Annotated in this window: 17 protein-coding genes and 1 pseudogene; 11 read left to right on the top strand and 7 right to left on the bottom strand. The window is 37.3% G+C overall.

The genetic code is table 11. The features are described from left to right. A pseudogene (locus tag KQI94_RS02010) lies at positions 1-272 on the top strand (hypothetical protein); the annotation flags it as partial. A gap of 72 nt (positions 273-344) precedes the next feature. On the opposite strand, the gene KQI94_RS02005 reads toward KQI94_RS02010, so the two are convergent. Continuing rightward, positions 345-1496: a hydroxymethylglutaryl-CoA synthase gene (locus tag KQI94_RS02005; protein ID WP_002357756.1), complete on the bottom strand. Its 1152-nt coding sequence runs from the start codon at positions 1494-1496 to the stop codon at positions 345-347. A gap of 185 nt (positions 1497-1681) precedes the next feature. On the opposite strand from KQI94_RS02005, the gene KQI94_RS02000 reads away from it, so the two are divergent. Next, the gene (locus KQI94_RS02000; RefSeq protein WP_002390162.1) at positions 1682-4093 is read left to right on the top strand and encodes a hydroxymethylglutaryl-CoA reductase, degradative; all 2412 of its coding nucleotides are present in this window, start codon (positions 1682-1684) and stop codon (positions 4091-4093) included. A gap of 19 nt (positions 4094-4112) precedes the next feature. Here the strand turns inward: KQI94_RS02000 and KQI94_RS01995 are convergent, their stop codons facing one another. From KQI94_RS01995 to KQI94_RS01975, 5 genes are all read right to left on the bottom strand, one after another. After that, positions 4113-5165, bottom strand: coding sequence for an AI-2E family transporter (locus KQI94_RS01995; protein WP_002357754.1), 1053 nt, complete (start codon positions 5163-5165; stop codon positions 4113-4115). A gap of 16 nt (positions 5166-5181) precedes the next feature. Further along, the gene (locus tag KQI94_RS01990; protein ID WP_002382277.1) at positions 5182-6387 is read right to left on the bottom strand and encodes a YdcF family protein; all 1206 of its coding nucleotides are present in this window, start codon (positions 6385-6387) and stop codon (positions 5182-5184) included. Positions 6388-6542: 155 nt separating this feature from the next. Next, the gene (locus KQI94_RS01985) at positions 6543-6743 is read right to left on the bottom strand and encodes a cold-shock protein (RefSeq protein ID WP_002357750.1); all 201 of its coding nucleotides are present in this window, start codon (positions 6741-6743) and stop codon (positions 6543-6545) included. 297 nt (positions 6744-7040) lie between these two features. Continuing rightward, positions 7041-8162, bottom strand: a complete 1122-nt coding sequence (locus tag KQI94_RS01980) for a hypothetical protein (RefSeq protein ID WP_002369484.1) — start codon at positions 8160-8162, stop codon at positions 7041-7043. 338 nt (positions 8163-8500) lie between these two features. After that, positions 8501-8851 carry a helix-turn-helix transcriptional regulator gene (locus tag KQI94_RS01975; RefSeq protein WP_002357747.1) on the bottom strand — a complete coding sequence of 117 codons (351 nt, stop codon included), beginning with the start codon at positions 8849-8851 and terminating at the stop codon, positions 8501-8503. A gap of 191 nt (positions 8852-9042) precedes the next feature. Here KQI94_RS01975 and KQI94_RS01970 point away from each other — a divergent pair, with 191 nt between their 5' ends. From KQI94_RS01970 to KQI94_RS01950, 5 genes are all read left to right on the top strand, one after another. Further along, positions 9043-10476, top strand: coding sequence for an MFS transporter (locus KQI94_RS01970; protein ID WP_002369482.1), 1434 nt, complete (start codon positions 9043-9045; stop codon positions 10474-10476). A gap of 204 nt (positions 10477-10680) precedes the next feature. After that, positions 10681-11355: a metal-dependent hydrolase gene (locus tag KQI94_RS01965; protein ID WP_002357744.1), complete on the top strand. Its 675-nt coding sequence runs from the start codon at positions 10681-10683 to the stop codon at positions 11353-11355. 9 nt (positions 11356-11364) lie between these two features. Further along, entirely contained in the window at positions 11365-12684 is a 1320-nt protein-coding gene (locus tag KQI94_RS01960; protein WP_002357743.1) for a DRTGG domain-containing protein, read from the top strand. A gap of 13 nt (positions 12685-12697) precedes the next feature. Further along, positions 12698-13651, top strand: a complete 954-nt coding sequence (locus tag KQI94_RS01955) for a bifunctional oligoribonuclease/PAP phosphatase NrnA (protein ID WP_002357742.1) — start codon at positions 12698-12700, stop codon at positions 13649-13651. Positions 13652-13764: 113 nt separating this feature from the next. Next, positions 13765-14103, top strand: coding sequence for a zinc ribbon domain-containing protein YjdM (locus KQI94_RS01950; protein WP_002357741.1), 339 nt, complete (start codon positions 13765-13767; stop codon positions 14101-14103). A gap of 60 nt (positions 14104-14163) precedes the next feature. On the opposite strand, the gene KQI94_RS01945 is transcribed toward KQI94_RS01950, so the two are convergent. After that, on the bottom strand, positions 14164-14475 hold the full coding sequence (locus KQI94_RS01945; protein ID WP_002357740.1) for a hypothetical protein: 312 nt from the start codon (positions 14473-14475) through the stop codon (positions 14164-14166). A gap of 142 nt (positions 14476-14617) precedes the next feature. On the opposite strand from KQI94_RS01945, the gene KQI94_RS01940 reads away from it, so the two are divergent. The 4 genes from KQI94_RS01940 to alaS all read left to right on the top strand — a co-directional run bounded on the left by KQI94_RS01940 (position 14618) and on the right by alaS (position 21429). Further along, entirely contained in the window at positions 14618-15799 is a 1182-nt protein-coding gene (locus tag KQI94_RS01940) for a VanZ family protein (RefSeq protein ID WP_002369481.1), read from the top strand. Between the two features lie 62 nt (positions 15800-15861). Beyond that, entirely contained in the window at positions 15862-17211 is a 1350-nt protein-coding gene (locus tag KQI94_RS01935) for a DEAD/DEAH box helicase (protein WP_002357738.1), read from the top strand. A 546-nt stretch (positions 17212-17757) separates the two neighbouring features. After that, positions 17758-18441 carry a helix-turn-helix domain-containing protein gene (locus tag KQI94_RS01930; protein ID WP_002381934.1) on the top strand — a complete coding sequence of 228 codons (684 nt, stop codon included), beginning with the start codon at positions 17758-17760 and terminating at the stop codon, positions 18439-18441. 345 nt (positions 18442-18786) lie between these two features. Then, positions 18787-21429, top strand: a complete 2643-nt coding sequence (gene alaS / locus KQI94_RS01925; RefSeq protein ID WP_002369479.1) for an alanine--tRNA ligase — start codon at positions 18787-18789, stop codon at positions 21427-21429. Positions 21430-21535: the final 106 nt, after the last annotated feature.

Here is a 21535-nt window from a genome sequence, read left to right as displayed (position 1 = left end):
TCACGCAGACGAATACGAATGGCGAAATTTACACAGGAAAAGCCGAAATAAGTGGAGCTTCGGGCACTATTTTAAGTTATGATACGACTAGTTATCGCCCGACGACCCAACCAGCTACAAAATCGATTACTCCAAATGTTAAAATCACTGTTACTTGGAACAATGGCGGCGGTGTTGATGTTTATTATGGCTACGTTTCTTATTCACAACGTTTAGCTTTGACAGATGGTATCGCCGTGACAGACGGGGTCAAAGAAGTTTGGCTTTCATAAAAAGAGCTAGACATTCAAGTTTTTGCTTGAATGTCTAGCTCTTTTGTTGATTGAATCGGGGGATTTAAATACTTAGTTTCGATAAGAACGAACGGTATTATTAATAGCAGAAATACTATATTTTAATTCATCTTCTAACGTTTGATCAATGTCTGTGTCTAAAGTTTCTGCAAACATGGCTTCATATTCAGCGATAGAAAGTTCTGTCCGATTATCCAGTAGTGCTAAATGAGTTTCTTTTTGTAAATGATTTTGATAACCAGCTACTAATTCACCAGTGAAAAATTCAGCGACAGCACCAGAACCATAACTGAATAACCCAATTTGATTGCCTGCGGTTAAAGTCGTTGCATTTTCTAAAAGGGAAATGAGTCCCAGATAAAGTGAACCCGTATACAAGTTTCCTACGCGACGACTATAGATGATGCTTTCTTCATAACGGGCTAAAATTCGTTCCTGTTCTGCTTCAGTTTGGTCGGAGATTTTTGCTAATAAGGCTTTTTTGCCCATTTTTGTGTAAGGAATATGGAACGCTAAAGCATCATAATCTGCAAAATCAAGACCGGTTCGTTTTTTATGTTCATCCCAGACTTGGGCAAAAGATTGGATGTAGGTTTCGTTTGACAAAGGACCATCGACCATAGGATATGGATGGCCTGTTGGACGCCAAAAGTCATAGATATCTTGCGTCAGCATCACATTATCCTCTTTTAAAGCCAAGATGCGCGGCTCACTAGCAACTAACATTGCAACCGCCCCAGCTCCTTGTGTAGGCTCACCGCCAGAATTTAAGCCATATTTTGCAATATCTGCCGCTACGACCAAGACTTTTTTATCTGGATGTAAGGCGACGTGATTCTTAGCTAACTGTAAACCTGCTGTTGCTCCGTAACAAGCTTCCTTGATTTCGAAAGAGCGAGCGAAAGGTTGAATCCCCATTAAACGGTGTAAGACAACTGCGGCCGCTTTTGACTCATCGATACTGGACTCAGTCCCGACAATCACCATATCAATGGCCTCTTTATCTTCTTTGGTCAAGATCGCTTCTGCGGCATTGGCTGCAAATGTCACAATATCTTGGCTGATTGGGTTCACCGCCATTTGGTCTTGCCCAATACCAATATGAAATTTTCCAGGGTCTACATTTCTGGCTTCAGCCAGTGCCGTCATATCAATATAATAAGGGGGCACAAAAAAACTAATTTTATCAATCCCAATTGTCATTTCTTTAACTCCTTTACGATAAATAGATTCATTATATAAAATAGCACGAAATGAACCAAAATGGGGAATTTTTGTATTAACTTCATAGATTATTAAAAAATATCTTATAAGTCTGTTAACATTCAGTAATTGGCACTTGTGATTCTGGGATTTTATGATATATTTCAAGATGGAGGTGCATTTAGTTGAAAACAGTAGTTATTATTGATGCATTACGAACACCAATTGGAAAATATAAAGGCAGCTTAAGTCAAGTAAGTGCCGTAGACTTAGGAACACATGTTACAACACAACTTTTAAAAAGACATTCCACTATTTCTGAAGAAATTGATCAAGTAATCTTTGGAAATGTTTTACAAGCTGGAAATGGCCAAAATCCCGCACGACAAATAGCAATAAACAGCGGTTTGTCTCATGAAATTCCCGCAATGACAGTTAATGAGGTCTGCGGATCAGGAATGAAAGCCGTTATTTTGGCGAAACAATTGATTCAATTAGGGGAAGCGGAAGTTTTAATTGCTGGCGGGATTGAGAATATGTCCCAAGCACCTAAATTACAACGATTTAATTACGAAACAGAAAGCTATGATGCGCCTTTTTCTAGTATGATGTATGATGGGTTAACGGATGCCTTTAGTGATCAAGCAATGGGCTTAACTGCTGAAAATGTGGCCGAAAAGTATCATGTAACTAGAGAAGAGCAAGATCAATTTTCTGTACATTCACAATTAAAAGCAGCTCAAGCACAAGCAGAAGGGATATTCGCTGACGAAATAGCCCCCTTAGAAGTGTCAGGAACGCTTGTAGAGAAAGATGAAGGGATTCGCCCTAATTCGAGCGTTGAGAAGCTAGGAACGCTTAAAACAGTTTTTAAAGAAGACGGTACCGTGACAGCAGGGAATGCATCAACCATTAATGATGGAGCTTCTGCTTTGATTATTGCTTCACAAGAATATGCCGAAGCACACGGTCTTCCTTATTTAGCTATTATTCGAGACAGTGTGGAAGTCGGTATTGATCCAGCCTATATGGGGATTTCGCCGATTAAAGCCATTCAAAAACTGTTAACGCGGAATCAACTTACTACGGAAGAAATTGATCTGTATGAAATCAACGAAGCTTTTGCAGCAACTTCAATTGTGGTCCAAAGAGAGCTGGCTTTACCAGAGGAGAAGGTTAACATTTATGGTGGCGGTATTTCATTAGGTCATGCGATTGGTGCCACAGGTGCTCGTTTATTAACAAGTTTAAGTTATCAATTAAATCAAAAAGAAAAGAAATATGGAGTGGCTTCTTTATGTATCGGCGGTGGCTTAGGACTCGCTATGCTACTAGAGAGACCTCAGCAAAAAAAAAACAGCCGATTTTATCAAATGAGTCCTGAGGAACGCCTGGCTTCGCTTCTTAATGAAGGCCAGATTTCTGCTGATACAAAAAAAGAATTTGAAAATACGGCTTTATCTTCGCAGATTGCCAATCATATGATTGAAAATCAAATCAGTGAAACAGAAGTGCCGATGGGCGTTGGCTTACATTTAACAGTGGACGAAACTGATTATTTGGTACCAATGGCGACAGAAGAGCCCTCAGTGATTGTGGCTTTGAGTAATGGTGCAAAAATAGCACAAGGATTTAAAACAGTGAATCAACAACGTTTAATGCGTGGACAAATCGTTTTTTACGATGTTGTAAATCCCGAGTCATTGATTGATAAACTACAAGTAAGAGAAGCGGAAATTTTTCAACAAGCAGAGTTAAGTTATCCATCTATCGTTAAACGCGGCGGCGGCTTAAGAGATTTGCAGTATCGTGCTTTTGATGAATCATTTATATCTGTCGACTTTTTAGTAGATGTTAAGGATGCAATGGGGGCAAATATCGTTAACGCTATGTTGGAAGGTGTGGCCGAGTTGTTCCGTGAATGGTTTGCGGAGCAAAAGATTTTATTCAGTATTTTAAGTAATTACGCAACGGAGTCGGTTGTTACGATGAAAACGGCTATTCCAGTTTCACGTTTAAGTAAGGGGATCAATGGCCGGGAAATTGCTGAAAAAATTGTTTTAGCTTCACGCTATGCTTCATTAGATCCCTATCGGGCAGTCACGCATAACAAAGGGATCATGAATGGCATTGAAGCTGTAGTTTTAGCTACAGGAAATGATACACGCGCTGTTAGCGCTTCTTGTCATGCTTTTGCGGTGAAGGAAGGTCGCTACCAAGGCTTGACTAGTTGGACGCTGGATGGCGAACAACTAATTGGTGAAATTTCAGTTCCGCTTGCTTTAGCCACGGTTGGCGGTGCCACAAAAGTCTTACCTAAATCTCAAGCAGCCGCTGATTTGTTAGCAGTGACGGATGCAAAAGAACTAAGTCGAGTAGTAGCGGCTGTTGGTTTGGCACAAAATTTAGCGGCGTTAAGGGCCTTAGTCTCTGAAGGAATTCAAAAAGGACACATGGCTCTACAAGCACGTTCTTTAGCGATGACGGTCGGAGCTACTGGTAAAGAAGTTGAGGCAGTCGCTCAACAATTAAAACGTCAAAAAACGATGAACCAAGACCGAGCCATGGCTATTTTAAATGATTTAAGAAAACAATAAAAAAACAGTTCAGCAGAAATTATTCTGCTGAACTATTTTTTTTCACATTAGGTAGCCGTTTCAGGCCACGAATTGGTTTTACTTTTAAGACATCTAAGAAGAAAGTGAACACAGGGATTCCTACAATAAGTCCCCATACACCAAAGAGACGCTCACTAACTAATAAAATGACAAACGTATAAAAGATTGGTAACTCTGTTTTACTAGACATGAATTTAGGATTTAGCACGTAAGATTCAAATAAATGGACGATTGTAATTAAAGCTAAGATATAAATCACATCGTTCAAGCCACCTTGGGAATAAGCGATGAAACTTAGCGGAATGCAGGAAATAATCACACCAGCAACTGGGACTAAGCTCAAAATGAAGATCATAATGGCTAAACTAGGTAACTGAGTAAAGCCGATTATCGCCAAGGCCAAGGTAGTAATGACTGTATTCACCACAGCAATGAAAAACTGAGCTTCCATTACGACACCAAATGTGTTGACGAACTTGTTGGCAAAATAATAGATATCCTGAAAAAACCAATCAAAATCACTTTTTAAAAATAACTTAGAAAAATCGGCCATTTGCTTCTTCTCAATCATAAAGAAGAAACTTAAAATAAAGGACATGACAAATGATAAACCGACAGCGCCAATATCTTGAATGTAGCGTAAAATCATTGAAGCACCATTCTGGAGTTGAGAGAGTAAGTTAGATTTTTCCAAGTATTGATCAATAAATTGCAATACTTGATTTGTATCTGTATGTGGACTTTGATAAAAATCAACTACAGAATTAATCATTTGAGTCGTTTGGTTAACTAGAACGGGAACATATTTAGTAATCGCTAAATAGATTAGAAAAACAACCAATGCATAGGTTAAGAGAACGATGACAATCGTCGGGATTTTCATATAGCGTTGAACAAAATGGACCAAACGAACAGCTAAATAGGTAAAGATAAATGTTAAAAGAATTGTTGTAATCATGCTTCTGGATAAATAAAGCACAAAAATAATCAAAGCAAGGACGCAAAAACGTCGCAAACGTTCATTTTGAATAAATTTTTGATACAAACTCATAGGGGAAACTCCTTCTTTACTGAATAATCAATCCTGTTAAGAATAACATAACCATACCGATGGCAGCTAGGCCACAAACAATAATATGGCGGCGTTTGTACATCACTACAATGGCGATGAACTCTCGAATAAACGCGTTAGGTAAAAAATAAAAAGCGGTTTTTGCACCAATGCCATCAGCTTTTAAGCCAGCCATTCGAGCGAAAAGACCCGCTCGGAAAAGGTGATAATTGTTTGTAGTAAAAATGGCTTGGAAATTAGCATTTCCAAAATCCTCAATCATTGTTTCTTTGGAAAAACGCATATTTTCTAGTGTGTTTTTTGAATGAGCTTCTACTAAAATATCATCATCAGGAATACCTTGTGTCAAAGCATACATTTTCATCGCGACACTTTCAGGAAGTAATTCATCAGGGCCTTGGCCACCAGACATGACGATTTTTGGTGGATTTAACGTTGCGCGATTTTGAGCCTTGTAAAATTGAATGGCTTTGTTGATACGGGCTTGCAATAACGGCGGCACAATCTCACCATTGATTAACCCCGAACCTAACACAACAATATAATCCTGTGTATATTTTGGCTGATTAAATTGATACAACGTAGAAACAGTTAAAAAATTATAAAAAACAAACGCGAAATAAGTCAAAATAAATGGCGCAATAGTTAAGGGTAAGGAGAGCCAAGTTGGTAACAACGATTGAAAAAAGAAATTATAAATTAATAGTAATGTTAAGCCAATTGCTAGCAACAATGTCAACAAGTTCCCTAGAGACCGACCTTCTTTTCTCATAACAACGACCGCATTCCAATAGAGGAAAATAATTAAGGCATAGAGTCCTAAAGCCAAAGCGATAAAAATTGCCAGCAGGGCAATAATTGCTAAGGTGATTAGAAAGTAGTTGTTTGTACGAATCGCAGTAATCCCTAAATAAGTCGCTAGAACCACAAGAAAAATATTAAATAATGTTCCATTCAGTAAACGCCTTTTTTCTTTGAAGTAGAAGAGCGCAAACAAGCCAAAAAAAGCAATGGGAATTAAAAAGAAGGCTGTGCCACGAATGATTTCTAAATATAAAACATATGAGAAGAACATAAAGACGGTCCAGCCAAACATCCACGGCAACCAATCGTGTTCTTTTTTCTTTTTCCGCCACGAGGGAATGAAAAAGAGACCCAATAAATAAACACCTAAAAAGGTTAAATCACCATAAAATTGCATAAATAAACTCCTTTAAAACATTTTTCCTCTTCAGTATAACGAAAACTCTTCAAAAAAAATAGAGGAAGCACTTAGTTTCAGAAGGTTTTCTTGTTCTTTTTTTTATAAAAAAAACCTGACGATTAACGTCAGGTTTTTGAGTCAGTATTGTTTAATTAAGCTTTAGTAACGTTAGTTGCTTGAGGGCCACGTTGACCTTCTTCGATTTCGAAAGTTACTGCTTGACCTTCTTCTAAAGTTTTGAAGCCGTCACCTTGGATAGCTGAGAAATGTACGAATACATCGTTTCCGTTTTCTGCAGTGATGAAGCCAAAGCCTTTGTCTGAGTTAAACCATTTTACTGTACCTGTTTCCATAATAAATATCCTCCTAGATGTGTGTTATAACACATTCATATTTTGCAATTACTTGAAAGGTGAAAAATGTGGAAGATGTTTATTTGAAACAGCTACCCATATTACCGAACAAAAACTACATCTATTACTATAGCATACTAACTGGTTTTTGTATAGCGATAACCTTATTTTCTTTTTTATCGGATGTTTTTTAAAAACTAGAAAGTGAAGATAAGGCTGTTATAGTGCTGTTTCAATAAGTCTCAGAAAAAAAGCCCATTGTAAGGCGCTTTCTTACAATGGGCTTTTTGCCTGTTTTTAATAACGGAGGATAGCTGCTAAAGATTTTTCATCTGGTGCAGCTTTTTGGTCTAAAACAAAAACTTGCCCGCCGTTTTGAATGACTTGGTAAGCAATGGTGTTTAAAAGTTTGCGACGATCGTACTCTTCAGATGACATTTCATTGTTTTCAGTAACAAAGAGTGACGTTGCAATAAAAAGATGGGAAATTTTGCCGTCAGCTGCCGCTGGCGAAATATCTGTAAATTGATCTAAGAATTTACGATCTAGTAATTTGTTATAAGAAGCTGTTTCTTTTTCTGTTAACTCTGCAGCTATTTTTTCACTAGCGCTGCGGATATCTTGAATGGTTGCTTGTGCAGGTGAAGCAGCAACTGAAATTGAGCAATCATAATAAGGGTTTTTAGCAATCTTTTTAAAGAGTGTTTGGTTTTCTGGTAAAGCATAAAGATAAAGCGGTAATTTTTCAGGATTATCCAGTTGATCTTTTAAGAAAGTATCGACTGCTTGATAGTAGTTCACCCAATCAATTTCAACTTCTTTATCTTTAGTATTGATGCTATGATAAGCGACACCTTCTTTAGAACCGTTAGAACTACCTTGAGTTGAAAAGTTTAAATTACCACCCGTTAATTCATCACCTAAAGCTGTGACCACGTCTGTTGGCGCGTCTTTAGGCAATTCAACAGGAGTCACAGTCGTATGATCGACCTTGTAAAGTTTCATTGAATCACGATTTAGAGCAAGTAGGTAATAATGGTAGTTAAATTGTTTGTCTTTGACTAGTCCAAGTAAATAAGGAATCGTGTCCACGTAATATTGATCGTCAACGGGCACATCTAATCGTTGAACAAAGGTGTTTTCTGGAGATAAGATGATTGAAACACTTGCTGTGCCGTTGCGCCAGAAGGAAGCATCAGCTAGAAGTGCGTCAACTTTTTCTTGGAAAACAGCCCATTTTTCCTCAGGAAATTTTTTTTCAAAGCGTGTTTTTGCCGCTTTTGCAAAATTTTTCAAAACAAGCGAATCTTTTTCTACGTTTTGATGAGCGACATGGGTGTTAAACAAGAAAGTAACAAACGGTCCATGAACTTCTTCAGAAAATAATGTTGATAAGCTATCTTTTTTTTGATTTGCCATAATAAAATCCCCCTTCTAAAAGTAAGTGTAGCACAGGAAATCGAATGTTTAAAACAATATGTTCAATAAAAGAAAACGCTTTAAAGAATCTAAATAAAGGACTGTTAATGGTGTTCTAATAAAAGTTTTATAAAAAATATAGCTGAAACTCATGATAAAAAAGGCACAAACCACTATACTTACGTTATGCCAATTATCCCGAATTGGTTTTTTCATACTTACTCCTACCAAGAGTAAATAACAACCTTCATTTCCACCACAGACGACGGTCGTGGTGGTTTTTTTTGTTTAGGTTCTAGTTTTTTTGCTATCAATTGACTAGGAGAAGTGAACGTTCTTTAAGAATTTGTCATTTCAAATTTACGGAACCGCAAGAAACGATTTGCTTCTTCCTCTAACTGAGTAATTTCTTCTTCTGTTAACTCTTCCGTAGTAATGTGAATATGTAACTCTTTTTGTGTGCTTGTCATAGGTGCCTGATGATTGATCTCTGTTTGTTGGGTGCGGCCCATTAAATAGTCCAAGGAAACAGAAAAATAGTCTGCTATTTTTAAAAGATTCTCTACTTTAGGCGAAGAGGTATCCCAACGACGAATTTGTCCATTGGAAATGCCGACGTTTCTTTCTAATTGGGCGAGGGTTAATTGCTTTGACTGAGCTAGTTGTTTAATGCGAGAAATTAAGGTCATTTCAAGTCCTCCTTGCGTTTTTCGTTTGCTAATTTTAAATTAGCGTAAAAGCGAATGTTTGTCAATTGCGAGCGTGTAATAAGAAGGTGAACATCTCATGAGTGATTTTTTAGAAAATTTCCGATGAAAAAAAGAAGAAATAGAGTTATTATTAGTAAGTAAACTGTTTTGGAGCGAGAGGGGATGAATCAATGGAGAAAATTAAAAGTTACCAAGAGGATTCTGAAGTGCAGAAAAATCGTTGGTGGATCTTAGTTTCTGTGGCTATGTTTACCTTCATGTCTACATTAGATTCCAGCATTGTAAATATTGCTTTACCGACTATTTCAAAAGAAATGTCCGTACCCATGAATCAAGCAGAATGGGTCGTATCTATTTATTTAATGGTTGTCTGTGCTTGTTTATTATTATTTGGAAAAATTGGCGACAGTTTTGGAAAAATAAAAGTTTATCGAATTGGCACGGTTATTTTTACGATTGGTTCATTACTTTGTGGCTTTAATCAATCGCTGAGCTTTCTATTATTTGCGCGAGTCGTTCAAAGTATTGGTGCTAGCATGACCATGGCGACCAATTCAGGAATTATTACGGAAGTATTCCCTTTAAATGAAAGAGGGCGGGCGCTTGGTGCAGTAGGTGCCTTTGTCTCTTTAGGCGCGATTGCTGGTCCTGGGATTGGTGGATTGATCTTATCAAACTTTTCTTGGTCGTATATTTTTTGGATTAATGTTCCTGTGGGGCTAGTTACAATTTTAATTGGCGAAAAGTTTCTACCAAAAGATATTACAAAAACAAAAGAAAAAATAGATTTTCCAGGATTTGCTTGTATTGCCATTGCGATTATGACGTTCTTCGGCGGGATTTTCCTCGGACAAGAGAGCGGGTTTGGCTCGTTACAATCCTATTTATTGTTCATTATTGCAGTAATCGCATTAGGATTATTTATAATGGTTGAACGAAAAAGAAAAAGCCCACTTATTAAGTTCGCAATTTTTAAAAACAAAATTTTTACTTTAAGTTTATTGTCCGCCGTTTTAATTTTTGCCTCAAACTTTTTTGTAAATGTTGTCATTCCATTTTATTTGCAGGATGCACGCAAACTAAGTGCTAGTTATGCTGGTCTATTAATGATGGTATTTCCGTTATTAATGGTGGTTGGGGCTCCTCTGAGTGGCTATTTGACGGATAAAATTGGCCCAGGTATTTTAACATTTGGCGGATTGTTGCTTTTGTGCTGTACGTCGTTAATGTATATGTTTTTAGATATGAATTCGCCCATCTGGTATTATGTGATTGCAACAGCCATTATGGGCTTGGGAAATGCACTTTTCCAGTCTCCAAACAATACAATGGTTATGAGCAGTGTTGAAAAGCAAGATTTAGGTGTAGCAGGAAGTATGAATTCTTTTGCTAGAAACTTAGGAATGGTCATTGGGATTGCGTTGTCAACGACCATTTTATATCGTGGCATGAGCGAAGCCTATGGTGAACGAGTAACCACGTATCTGGCTAATCGCCCAGATATATTTATTGTGGGAATGCGTGAAACCTTTTTTGTCGCCTTTCTATTATGTGTGGCGGCCTTTATATTAACGATTTTACGTTTTCGGAAAACAACCAAATAAGTAAAAAGAAACAGACGAGAAAGATTCATGATTTTTCTCGTCTGTTTCTTTACTAGCTAAGAAAATAAGCAAATGCGATTGTATATTTCTAATTCTCTGTTACAATAAAGAAAGTAAACTGTACTAAACTGTACTACTTTTAAGAATGAATTTGACGATTAATTATCATAAGATTGTGTAGAAAATACCGTAGGAGGAATACAAATGGAACTGATAGGACATGGACATTCATGTATTGAAATTCGTCTAAACGACGGCACGAACCTTTTATTTGATCCTTTTATTAATGGCAACCCTTTAGCGGACGTTTCACTTGAAGATTTACACCCTGATTACATCTTAATCACCCACGGACACAGCGATCATATTGGCGATATGCTAGCAATTGCTCAAGCCAACAAGGCAACGATTATTGCGATAGCTGAAGTGGCTACGTATGCGCAGTCGCAAGGGGTAAAAGCGCATGGAATGAATCTAGGTGGGCGTTATGTCTTTCCTTTTGGTTCGGTTAAATTTGTGCCAGCTTTGCATAGTTCCGGTTATGAAATAGACGGCGTAATGACCTACATGGGCGAAGCAAGTGGGATTATTTTAGAAGCAGAAGATAAAAAAATTTATCACGCTGGTGATACGGCGTTGTTTTCAGATATGCGCCTTTTTGCAAAAGACAAATCCATTGATGTAGCGTTCTTACCAATTGGTGATAATTACACGATGGGACCAGAGGATGCGCTACAAGCAGTCTCTTACTTAAATCCCAAAATAACCATTCCAATTCATTACAATACCTTTCCTGTTATCCAACAAAATCCAGCAATATTCGTAGAGCAAGTAGTTGGCGGGAAAGTATTAAACCCAGGAGAGACGATCCTAGTTTAGGAGGAAATTATGGCGACGAAACATGATCAAATTTTAAAACATATTGAAGAATTACCAATTGGCGATCGAATCTCTGTTCGAAGTATTGCCAAAAGTTTAAGTGTTAGTGAAGGAACAGCCTATCGGGCCATCAAAGATGCAGAAAATATTGGGCTTGTTTCCACCATTCAACGTGTTGGTACGATACGAATTGAGCGGAAGTTAAAAAAACATATTGAAAAATTAACATTTGGTGAAGTGGTCCGGATTATTGAAGGGGATGTGTTAGGCGGTAGCTCTGGTCTAGACAAAGTCCTTAATAAATTTGTAATTGGTGCGATGACAGAAACCGCGATGACGCGATATATTACTCCCGGATCCTTAATGATTGTTGGTAACCGCCAAGGCGTGCAAAAGCTTGCTTTAGAAAATGGGGCAGCCGTTTTAATTACAGGTGGATTTGAAACATCTGAAGAGATTGCGCAGTTAGCAGATCGTCTGGGTATGCCTGTCTTGAGAACCACATATGATACATTTACTGTGGCTACTATGATTAACCGTGCTTTAAGTGATCAGCTGATTAAAAAAGATATTTTACTCGTCAGTGATATTTATACAGCGCTTGAAAAAACCAATTATTTATTGACAACTCAAACGATTGCAGATTATCAGGCATTATCTGAAAGTACCCATCATTCTCGTTTCCCAGTAGTAAATAAGAAATTACGTTTAGTAGGGATTGTCACAGCCAAAGATGTCATTGGTAAAAGTGAACATTTAACCGTGGATAAAGTCATGACAAAGGACCCCAATGTTGTGAAAAAGATGATGAGTGTAGCGAGTGTCAGTCATCAAATGATTTGGGATGGTCTAGAAGTCATGCCGGTGGTGGAAGATGATTTAGCGCTTGTTGGAATTGTTTCTCGCCAAGATGTGATGAAAGCCATGCAATTGGTGCAACGACAACCACAAATTGCAGATACAATTTCAGATCAAATTTCCGGGGAAGTGATGCCTGTTGAAGAAAATGGCAAAGAAACAACCCGTTTTCGTTTTTCGGTTGCGCCCCAAATGGTTAACAGTGTTGGTACCATCTCGTTCGGTGTCCTAAGTGAAATTATTTCTAACGTGACACAACGAACAATGTTGATGAATCAAAAAAGAAATGTACTAATTGAACAAGTGAATCTACATTATTTGCGGCTAATCCAGTTGGAAAGTGAATTGGACATTCGTCCACGTATTTTAGAAATTGGTCGTCGCTCTGCAAAATTAGATATCGAAGTTTATTTAGAAAATGTCATTGTGGCAAAAGCAATTGTTGTTTGCCAAGTGATGGAGAGAACGTAGGAGGCTACAAAGAATGGACGTAGTAAAAGAAATTATGGCAGCAATTAAACAATATGAAACAATTATTATTCATAGACATCAAAGGCCCGACCCAGATGCGATTGGCTCACAGGTTGGGTTAGCAGAACTCTTAAGAGCGAGCTTTCCTGAAAAAAATATTTATCAAGTAGGCGGACCAGTGGAAGGCTTAGAGTTTTTAGCTGAAATGGACGTTATTACTGACGATGTCTATCGAGGTGCATTAGTCATTGTAACAGATACTGCAAATGCTCCACGAATTAGTGATGCGCGTTTTTCTTTAGGCGATCAATTAATTAAAATCGATCATCATCCGAATGATGAACCCTATGGAGATTTAGTTTGGGTGAATACAAATGCAAGTAGTTGTAGTGAAATTATTGTTGATTTTTGGCAACAGCATTTAGCAGAATTAACGATGACAGATAATGCAGCTCGTTTATTGTATGCTGGGATTGTGGGGGATACAGGACGTTTTCTTTATCCTTCCACTTCGGCGCATACACTCGCTGTCGCTGCGCAATTGCGTACGTTTAACTTTAATGCCGCAGACTTAAATCGTGAGTTAGACCAAATGCCTTTAAAGGTTGCTAAATTAGCGGGTTATATTTATCAAAATTTAGAAATCGATGCAAATGGCGCTGCTCGTGTCGTTTTACCACAAAGTATTTTAAACAGTTATGATATTGTCGATTCTGAAACGGCAGCCATTGTTTCAATGCCAGGAAAAATTGAAGATGTTCTCTCATGGGCAATCTTTGTTGAACAGCCGGAAGGTTATTATCGCGTTCGGTTACGTTCCAAAGGACCAATCATTAATACAATTGCTAAAAAACATCATGGCGGCGGCCATCCTTTAGCAAGTGGCGCTAATGCACGTGATGCGGCTGAAATTGAAGTGATTTACCAAGAAATCCAAGCAGCTTGCCAAGAGTGGGCTCAAAAATAAATAAGTAATTAGAAAGTAGTTATCGGTCGTTGATAAATCATTCGGACTACTTTTCATTCACTAGAAAATAAGGTAAAATGAAAAAGAATTATTTTTTACAAAGGAGAACGTTAATGACAGAGCAATTACCAAACTGCCCTGAATGTGGGTCGGCATATGCCTATGAAGATCGCGGATTATTTATTTGTCCAGAATGCGGTCATGAATGGTCACCAACAGAAGAAGTTGCAGAAGAAGGCTTAGTAGTCAAGGACTCAAATGGCAATCTTTTAGCGGATGGTGACAGTGTTACTGTAATCAAAGATTTGAAAGTTAAAGGTGCCAGTGGCGCAATTAAACAAGGCACAAAAGTGAAAAACATTCGTTTAGTGGAAGGTGATCATAACATCGATTGTAAGGTAGATGGCTTTGGTCCAATGAAGTTAAAATCAGAGTTTGTTAAGAAAAATTAAATTTCATTTGAATGATGAGACAGTAAGAGTCTAGGACACAACCATCGTCCTAGACTCTTACTAATGTTTATCGGTCTTGTATTTTATCATTGTACGAAGGCCGTGCCAAGCGTTGTAAAGTGTGAGGATTAACCCGATACCTAAAGGAATCCATAACCATTGCGGAGAATAAGCGGCATCTTTTAACGTTTCAGGGTTGATGGTCCATGATTCTTGCAATACTTGGAAACTAAAAACCATGAGAAATGTTGAAATAAGTAACAAAATAAACCGTAAATAATGAATCGTTGTTTGACGGTGAATCAGTGCAAAGAGTAAGTAGAGCACAAGTAAAAATAGCGGCACTCCAAACGCAAAATATGGCTGTAACATGAGAACGTCCTCCTTTTTCTTAATGATACTGCAAAGGAGAGGATTTGCAAAATAAAATTTATTGTTGGTACATTTTTTTAGAAACAAGTATAGTGTTATTGAGGCATTCATACTTGAAATTGTTTATCTTGGAGGAATTTTTATGGCAGTATATAGCGAACCAATTAAATGGGCAATCATTATTTTCCCGTTTCTAGCATTTTTTATTTCTGGGGCATTATTAATCTATGAATACCGCAAATATGGTTCATTTGTTTGGACACGAGCAATGATTTTGTATTCATTTGTTTTTTATTTATTATGTGCCTATTTCTTGGTAATTTTACCGTTGCCATCTCGGGCAGAAGTGGCTCAATACACAGGACCAACAATGGAACTGCGGCCTTTTCATTTTATTTCAGGGATTTTAAACGAAACTGTTTTTTCGCTCAAAGATCCTAGTACGTATTTGCCAGCATTAAAACAGCATGCCGTTTTAGAACCACTGTTTAATGTTTTATTAGTTTTACCTTTTGGTGTGTATTTACGGTATTATTTCAAATGTTCATTTTTAAAAACAGTTCTTGCGAGTTTTTTATTGTCATTATTTTTTGAATTAACACAGTTATCTGGCCTTTATTTTATTTATCCACGTTCGTATCGCTTGGCGGATGTCAATGATTTAATTAATAATACCGTCGGAGGCATGGTCGGTTATTGGTTGACGCCGCTCTTTACCTTTTTATTGCCAACACGAGAAGAAATTGACGCCACCTCTTATGAAAAAGGGCAGACAGTTAGCCTGTTGAGACGTTTCTTTGCATGGGGGATTGATTGGTTGGTGATTGGCTTTGTGCAAGGCCTGCTCGTTTTTGGACTAAATTTCATTCCAGCTTATAAAAATTGGGCAACCAATTATCCGATTTTTTCAGATCGGATGTGGTTATTTATCATGGTTTTTGCGGTCTTTATCGTCATGATGAAACTGACAAACGGTCAAACGTTAGGGAAAAAAGTTGTTCGCATTCGGGTGGTTGAAACAGGACATGAAAAAATTCGTTTAAAAGCCTTGTTTGTTCGCTACGGTTATTTGTATTTTGTGTATGGTTTAATTAGTATTTATCTAGCCAATGCTACTGATTTATTGAATTCTTCTAATCGGATGTTGCAAATGGTGTCACTGCTTCTGTATTTGTTCTGTTTAATTTTATATTTATTGTTTTTGATCAACGTTTTGTTAACCTTGATTCGTAAAAAACGGCGTTTGTTTTATGAAAAAGCCAGCCATACTTATACAGTCAGTACATTAGAAGTTGCGAAAACAAAGGAATCAGCAGGTGAGTAAAAGTTGTTTTTGTGTTATAATGCCAAAGTGCATAAAGAATTTAACGAGAAGAGGTGAGGCAAGTGCCTTCATTTAAACAATTTCAATTTCAACCTTTTATCAACGAAGCACTCGCAGAAAAAGGGTTTGAAGAACCAACAGAAGTCCAAGAAAAATTAATCCCAATCATTAAGAAAGGGAAAAGTGTCATTGGACAATCGCAAACAGGAAGTGGAAAGACGCATACTTTTTTACTTCCATTAATGGATAAAGTTAAGCCAACTATCGACGAAGTACAAATTGTGATTACTGCGCCTAGTCGTGAATTAGCCAATCAAATTTATCAAGAAGCGCAGCAACTGGCTCGTTTCAGTCAACCAGAAATTCGAGTGTCAAATTTTGTTGGCGGAACAGATAAACAACGTCAATTAAATAAATTAAAGCATCAGCAACCTCATGTGGTGATTGGTACACCAGGGCGTATTTTAGATATGATGAATGAACAAGCCTTGAAAGTGCATACGGCTTTTGCCTTTGTTGTCGATGAAGCAGACATGACATTAGATATGGGCTTTTTAGCAGAAGTCGATCAAATTGCTGGTCGTTTGCCAGAAAAATTACAAATGCTCGTTTTTTCTGCAACCATTCCAGAAAAATTACGACCATTTTTAAAAAAATATTTAGAAAATCCAGTGATTGAACATATCAAACCAAAAGCAGTTATTTCAGAAACAATTGACAATTGGTTGATTTCCACCAAAGGAAAAAACAGCAATCAAATAATTTATCAATTATTGACTATCGGGCATCCTTATTTAGCGATTGTTTTTGCAAATACTAAACAAAGAGTTGATGAAATCACCGATTACTTAAAAGATCAGGGCCTAAAAGTTGCCAAAATTCATGGAGACATTACACCACGCGAAAGAAAACGTGTGATGCGTCAAGTTCAAAATCTTGACTACCAATATGTAGTAGCTACTGATTTAGCCGCACGTGGGATTGATATTGAAGGGGTTTCACATGTCATCAATGCAGAAGTTCCACATGAATTGGACTTCTTTATCCATCGGGTTGGCCGCACAGGACGTAATGGATTGAATGGGACTGCCATAACATTATATTCACCAGCAGATGATGAAGCGATTACTCAGATTGAGCAGTTAGGTGTTTCTTTCAAACCAAAAGAAATTAAAAATGGTGAGATTGTAGAGACGTATGATCGTAATCGTCGAACAAAACGAGAAAAATCTCGAGAAGAATTAGACCCAACGTTAATTGGTTTAGTGAAAAAGAAAAAGAAAAAAATTAAACCAGGATACAAGAAAAAAATTAATTGGGCAATTGAAGACAGCAATAAGAAAAAACGTAAAATTGAACGTCGTCAAAAAGATCGTTCTGCTAGAAAAGCAAAAAAGAATTCTTCTAACTAAAAACGTTGTGGATTATAAAAAGTAAGGGACTAGAATCGTAAAGATTTTAGTCCCTTACTTTTTATATGATAAATATTTAAGTCACTTTTAAAATAACTCTTTTTTAAAAGTAGTTATCGTTAAAAGTAGAGAAAATTACCGATTAATTGTAAAGATTTTTGTCGAAAACATCAAAATGTTAGTGTTAAACATCAACATTTTGATGTTTTCTCGAGAAAAAAATAATAAAATTACAGAATTTTTGGCGTGTTTTAGCAAAAAGTAGGAAGTTTCGGCACTTTTTTTGTTAAAAAATCAGCTTTATTAGTTGATATTAAAGGAAATTCATTTTTTTTTACGGAGGATAAAAAAATTTTACACACAAAAAAAATCATTTTCTAATATAATATAAATAACCACCAAAATAAAGAATAAAGGAGCGAAGAGAGATGAAGATAAAAAGGTGTTTATTAACCAATCGATGGAGAAAACACGCGATTTGGTAACGTATTTTGATTGGTGCGTTTAGTTATTGGTAGCAGAAAGAGTTCTAGGAGGAAAGAAGAAATGAGAAGGATTTTGGTATTAACAAAGAACATTTTAGTTGAGCAAACATTTCAGCAGCAATTACAACATTTAAATTATGAAGTCTTTTGTACGAACTGCTGTGAAGAAACTATAGAACATGAGTTAACTTTTTTTAATTATTTTGATGCAATTGTATTAAGCGAAACACTTTCTCAGAACGATTGCTTGAGATTATTAGGAAGTCTTTCATCGTTAGAGAAGCCGATTTATCGACGTTCACAATCGATGTGTAATAAACGTGAAGCGGAGATTTGGCAGGAAAGAGGTATTATCCGGTGGTTAGGCCTCAAAGATTCATTGGAAGATATTCGTGAAAAAATTGACACGGTCGATCAAAGTTTTGCCGAAGTCACAGCCGAGCTACTTGATGACCAAGTAAAAAAGATTCGCTTTACAAAAAACGAGCAACGCTTTTTAAAAATCTTGTATCAGCATGCCCACGAAGGGTTGGATCGTGATCAAATTTGTCGCTTGCTTTGGCAGAAAGAACCAGATGCTTCTACAAAATCGCAGCTGTCTTTCGTATGTAAACGAGTGAAACAAAAATTTAGTGATGCAGGTATGAACGAAGAGATTATTACAACCTCTTGGGGAAAAGGGTATCAAATAAATGAACAAATTTTGCCTTATTTAGAGCAAACGTTATTTGAAACAGCTCAGTAAGGAAAGATTCCTACGAAAACAATTGACTTTTTAGCAGATCTTTCTTATACTTTTGACTATAAGCTAAAGGATATGAGGAATCTTATTTTGATCACAGAAAGCCGTTCATTGCTGAGAGAAGGGCATCAGATAAATTTACTTGCTCCCTTTAGATGGACTTGATAGAAATATCAACGCGACTCTGCGTTATAGAGCTTAAGAGGTAATGATCCAACATCATTGCAATCAAGGTGGTACCGCGAGCAATCGTCCTTGACTGCAATGGTGTTTTTTGTGTTCACAATCTGCCACTTAAGAGGGTACAAAATATAAATAGTTAATTATTAATAGAAAGTAGGAAAATCAATGAAAGAATTAACAAGTAGTCAAGTTCGCCAAATGTATTTAGACTTCTTTAAGTCTAAAGGACATTCAGTAGAACCAAGCGCTTCTTTAGTACCAGTAAACGATCCAACATTATTATGGATTAACTCTGGTGTTGCAACCTTGAAAAAATATTTTGATGGCTCTGTTGTGCCAGAAAATCCAAGAATTACGAATGCTCAAAAATCTATTCGTACAAATGATATTGAGAATGTTGGGAAAACGGCTCGTCATCATACAATGTTTGAAATGTTAGGGAACTTCTCAATTGGAGATTATTTTAAAAATGAAGCGATTCACTGGGCTTGGGAATTTTTAACTGGTGCTGAATGGCTTGCTTTTGACCCAGAAAAATTATATGTGACTGTTTATCCGAAAGATACAGAAGCAAAACGCATTTGGCGTGATGAAGTTGGTTTATCTGAAGACCACATTATTGATGTAGGGGATAACTTCTGGGATATCGGTGCTGGTCCAAGTGGTCCGGATACGGAAATCTTTTATGATCGCGGCGAAGAATTTTTAGATATTCCAGAAGATGATCCAGAGAATTATCCTGGTGGCGAAAATGAACGCTATTTAGAAATTTGGAACTTAGTGTTCTCTGAATTTAATCATACACCAGAAGATACGTACGAACCATTACCACATAAAAACATTGATACGGGCATGGGCTTGGAACGTGTTGTATCTATCATTCAAGATGCACCAACAAATTTTGAAACTGATTTATTTATGCCAATCATTCATGCGGTAGAAGCTTTAGGAACTAACGTGAAATATGGAGATGCACCACAAACGGATGTTTCCTTTAAAGTGATTGCTGACCATATTCGTGCCTTATCCTTTGCAATTGGTGATGGTGCGCTTCCTTCAAATGAAGGTCGTGGCTATGTGTTACGTCGTTTATTACGTCGTGCGGTAATGCACGGGAAAAAATTAGGCATTAATGAAGCCTTTTTATACAAATTAGTGCCTGTTGTTGGCGAAATCATGGTAAGCTACTATCCAGAAGTATTACAACAAAAAGACTTCATCGAAAAAGTGGTTCGGACAGAGGAAGAACGTTTCCATGAAACCATCAATGAAGGTTTAAGCATGTTAAATGAGGTTATTAAAGAAGTTAAAGATGCAAAAGGCGATACATTAGATGGAAAAATTATCTTCAAACTTTATGATACTTTTGGCTTCCCAGTAGAATTAACGGAAGAAGTTGCAGAAGATGAAGGCTTGAAAGTCGACCATGCTGGGTTTGAAACAGAAATGGAAGCACAGCGTGAACGCGCTCGTTCTGCCCGCAGTAAAGAAACTTCAATGGGTGTTCAATCTGCTTTATTAACAGATATTAAAGTAGAAAGTAAATTTGTTGGCTATACAGAATTAACACATGATAGTGAATTATTTGTTATTATTCAAGGTGACGCACTAGTAAATGAAGCATCTGCAGGAACAGCCGAATTAATTTTTGCTGAAACACCATTTTATGCTGAAATGGGTGGACAAATTGCTGACCGCGGCTATGTAAAAAATACCGCAGGGGAAGTCGTTGCCAACGTGGTGGATGTGAAAAAAGCACCAAATGGTCAATTTTTACACAAAGTAGAAGTTTTGGCGCCATTAGCTGAAGGCCAAATTTATCAATTGCAAGTGGACGAACGGATGCGGACACGTATTTTGAAAAACCATACGGCAACCCATTTATTGCATCGTGCTTTAAAAGATGTGTTAGGGGAGCATGCCAACCAAGCAGGCTCATTAGTTGCACCGGGACATCTACGTTTTGACTTTACTCATTTTGGGCAAGTTACATCAGAAGAACTAGCGCGGATGGAAGCCATCGTTAACGAAAAAATCTGGGAAGCTATTCCTGTTGTCACAATTGAAACAGATATTGATACAGCGAAAAACATGGGCGCAATGGCGTTATTTGGCGAAAAATATGGCAAAGAAGTCCGTGTAGTTAATATTGGGGATTACTCTATCGAATTATGTGGTGGAACACATGTTGCTAATACAGAAGATATCGGGATTTTCAAAATTGTTTCTGAATCTGGGATTGGTGCAGGAGTACGCCGTATTGAAGCAGTGACGAGTAAAGAAGCGTATCAACTTTTACAAGAAGAAGAACGTCAATTGAAAGAGATTGCTACATTAGTTAAATCACCTCAATTAAAAGAAGTGGTTACGAAAACAGAGCAATTGCAACAACAATTACGTGATCTACAAAAAGAAAACGAACAATTGGCAGGCAAATTAGCGAACCAACAAGCTGGTGACATTTTTAAAGATGTCAAAGACGTCAACGGTGTTCGTTATATTGCCGCTCAAGTCAATGTTAAAGACATGAATCAATTACGCCAATTGGCTGACCAATGGAAACAAAAAGAATTGTCTGATGTACTAGTTCTAGCAACTGCACAAGATGAAAAAGTAAGCTTGTTAGCGGCTATGACAAAAGACATGAACGGAAAAGGCTTAAAAGCCGGTGACTTAATTAAAGCAATTGCGCCAAAAGTTGACGGTGGCGGCGGTGGTCGTCCTGATATGGCTCAAGCTGGTGGGAAAAATCCAGCAGGGATTGCGGATGCCTTAGCAGAAGTTGAAAACTGGTTGGCAAATGCCTAATTAAAAATGTTTTCCCTATTATTAATATAAGGAGAATGCTCTTTATAGCAATAATGACAGCCCTCTTCAAAGTTATGAAATTGATTTTGGAGGGGGTTCTTTTTTA

The organism is Enterococcus sp. S183_ASV_20 (assembly GCF_018919685.1).
GTDB classification, from domain to species: Bacteria; Bacillota; Bacilli; order Lactobacillales; family Enterococcaceae; genus Enterococcus; species Enterococcus faecalis.
The sequence above is the reverse complement of the archived record's forward strand: the minus strand, read 5'-3'. Positions and strand labels throughout refer to the sequence as shown.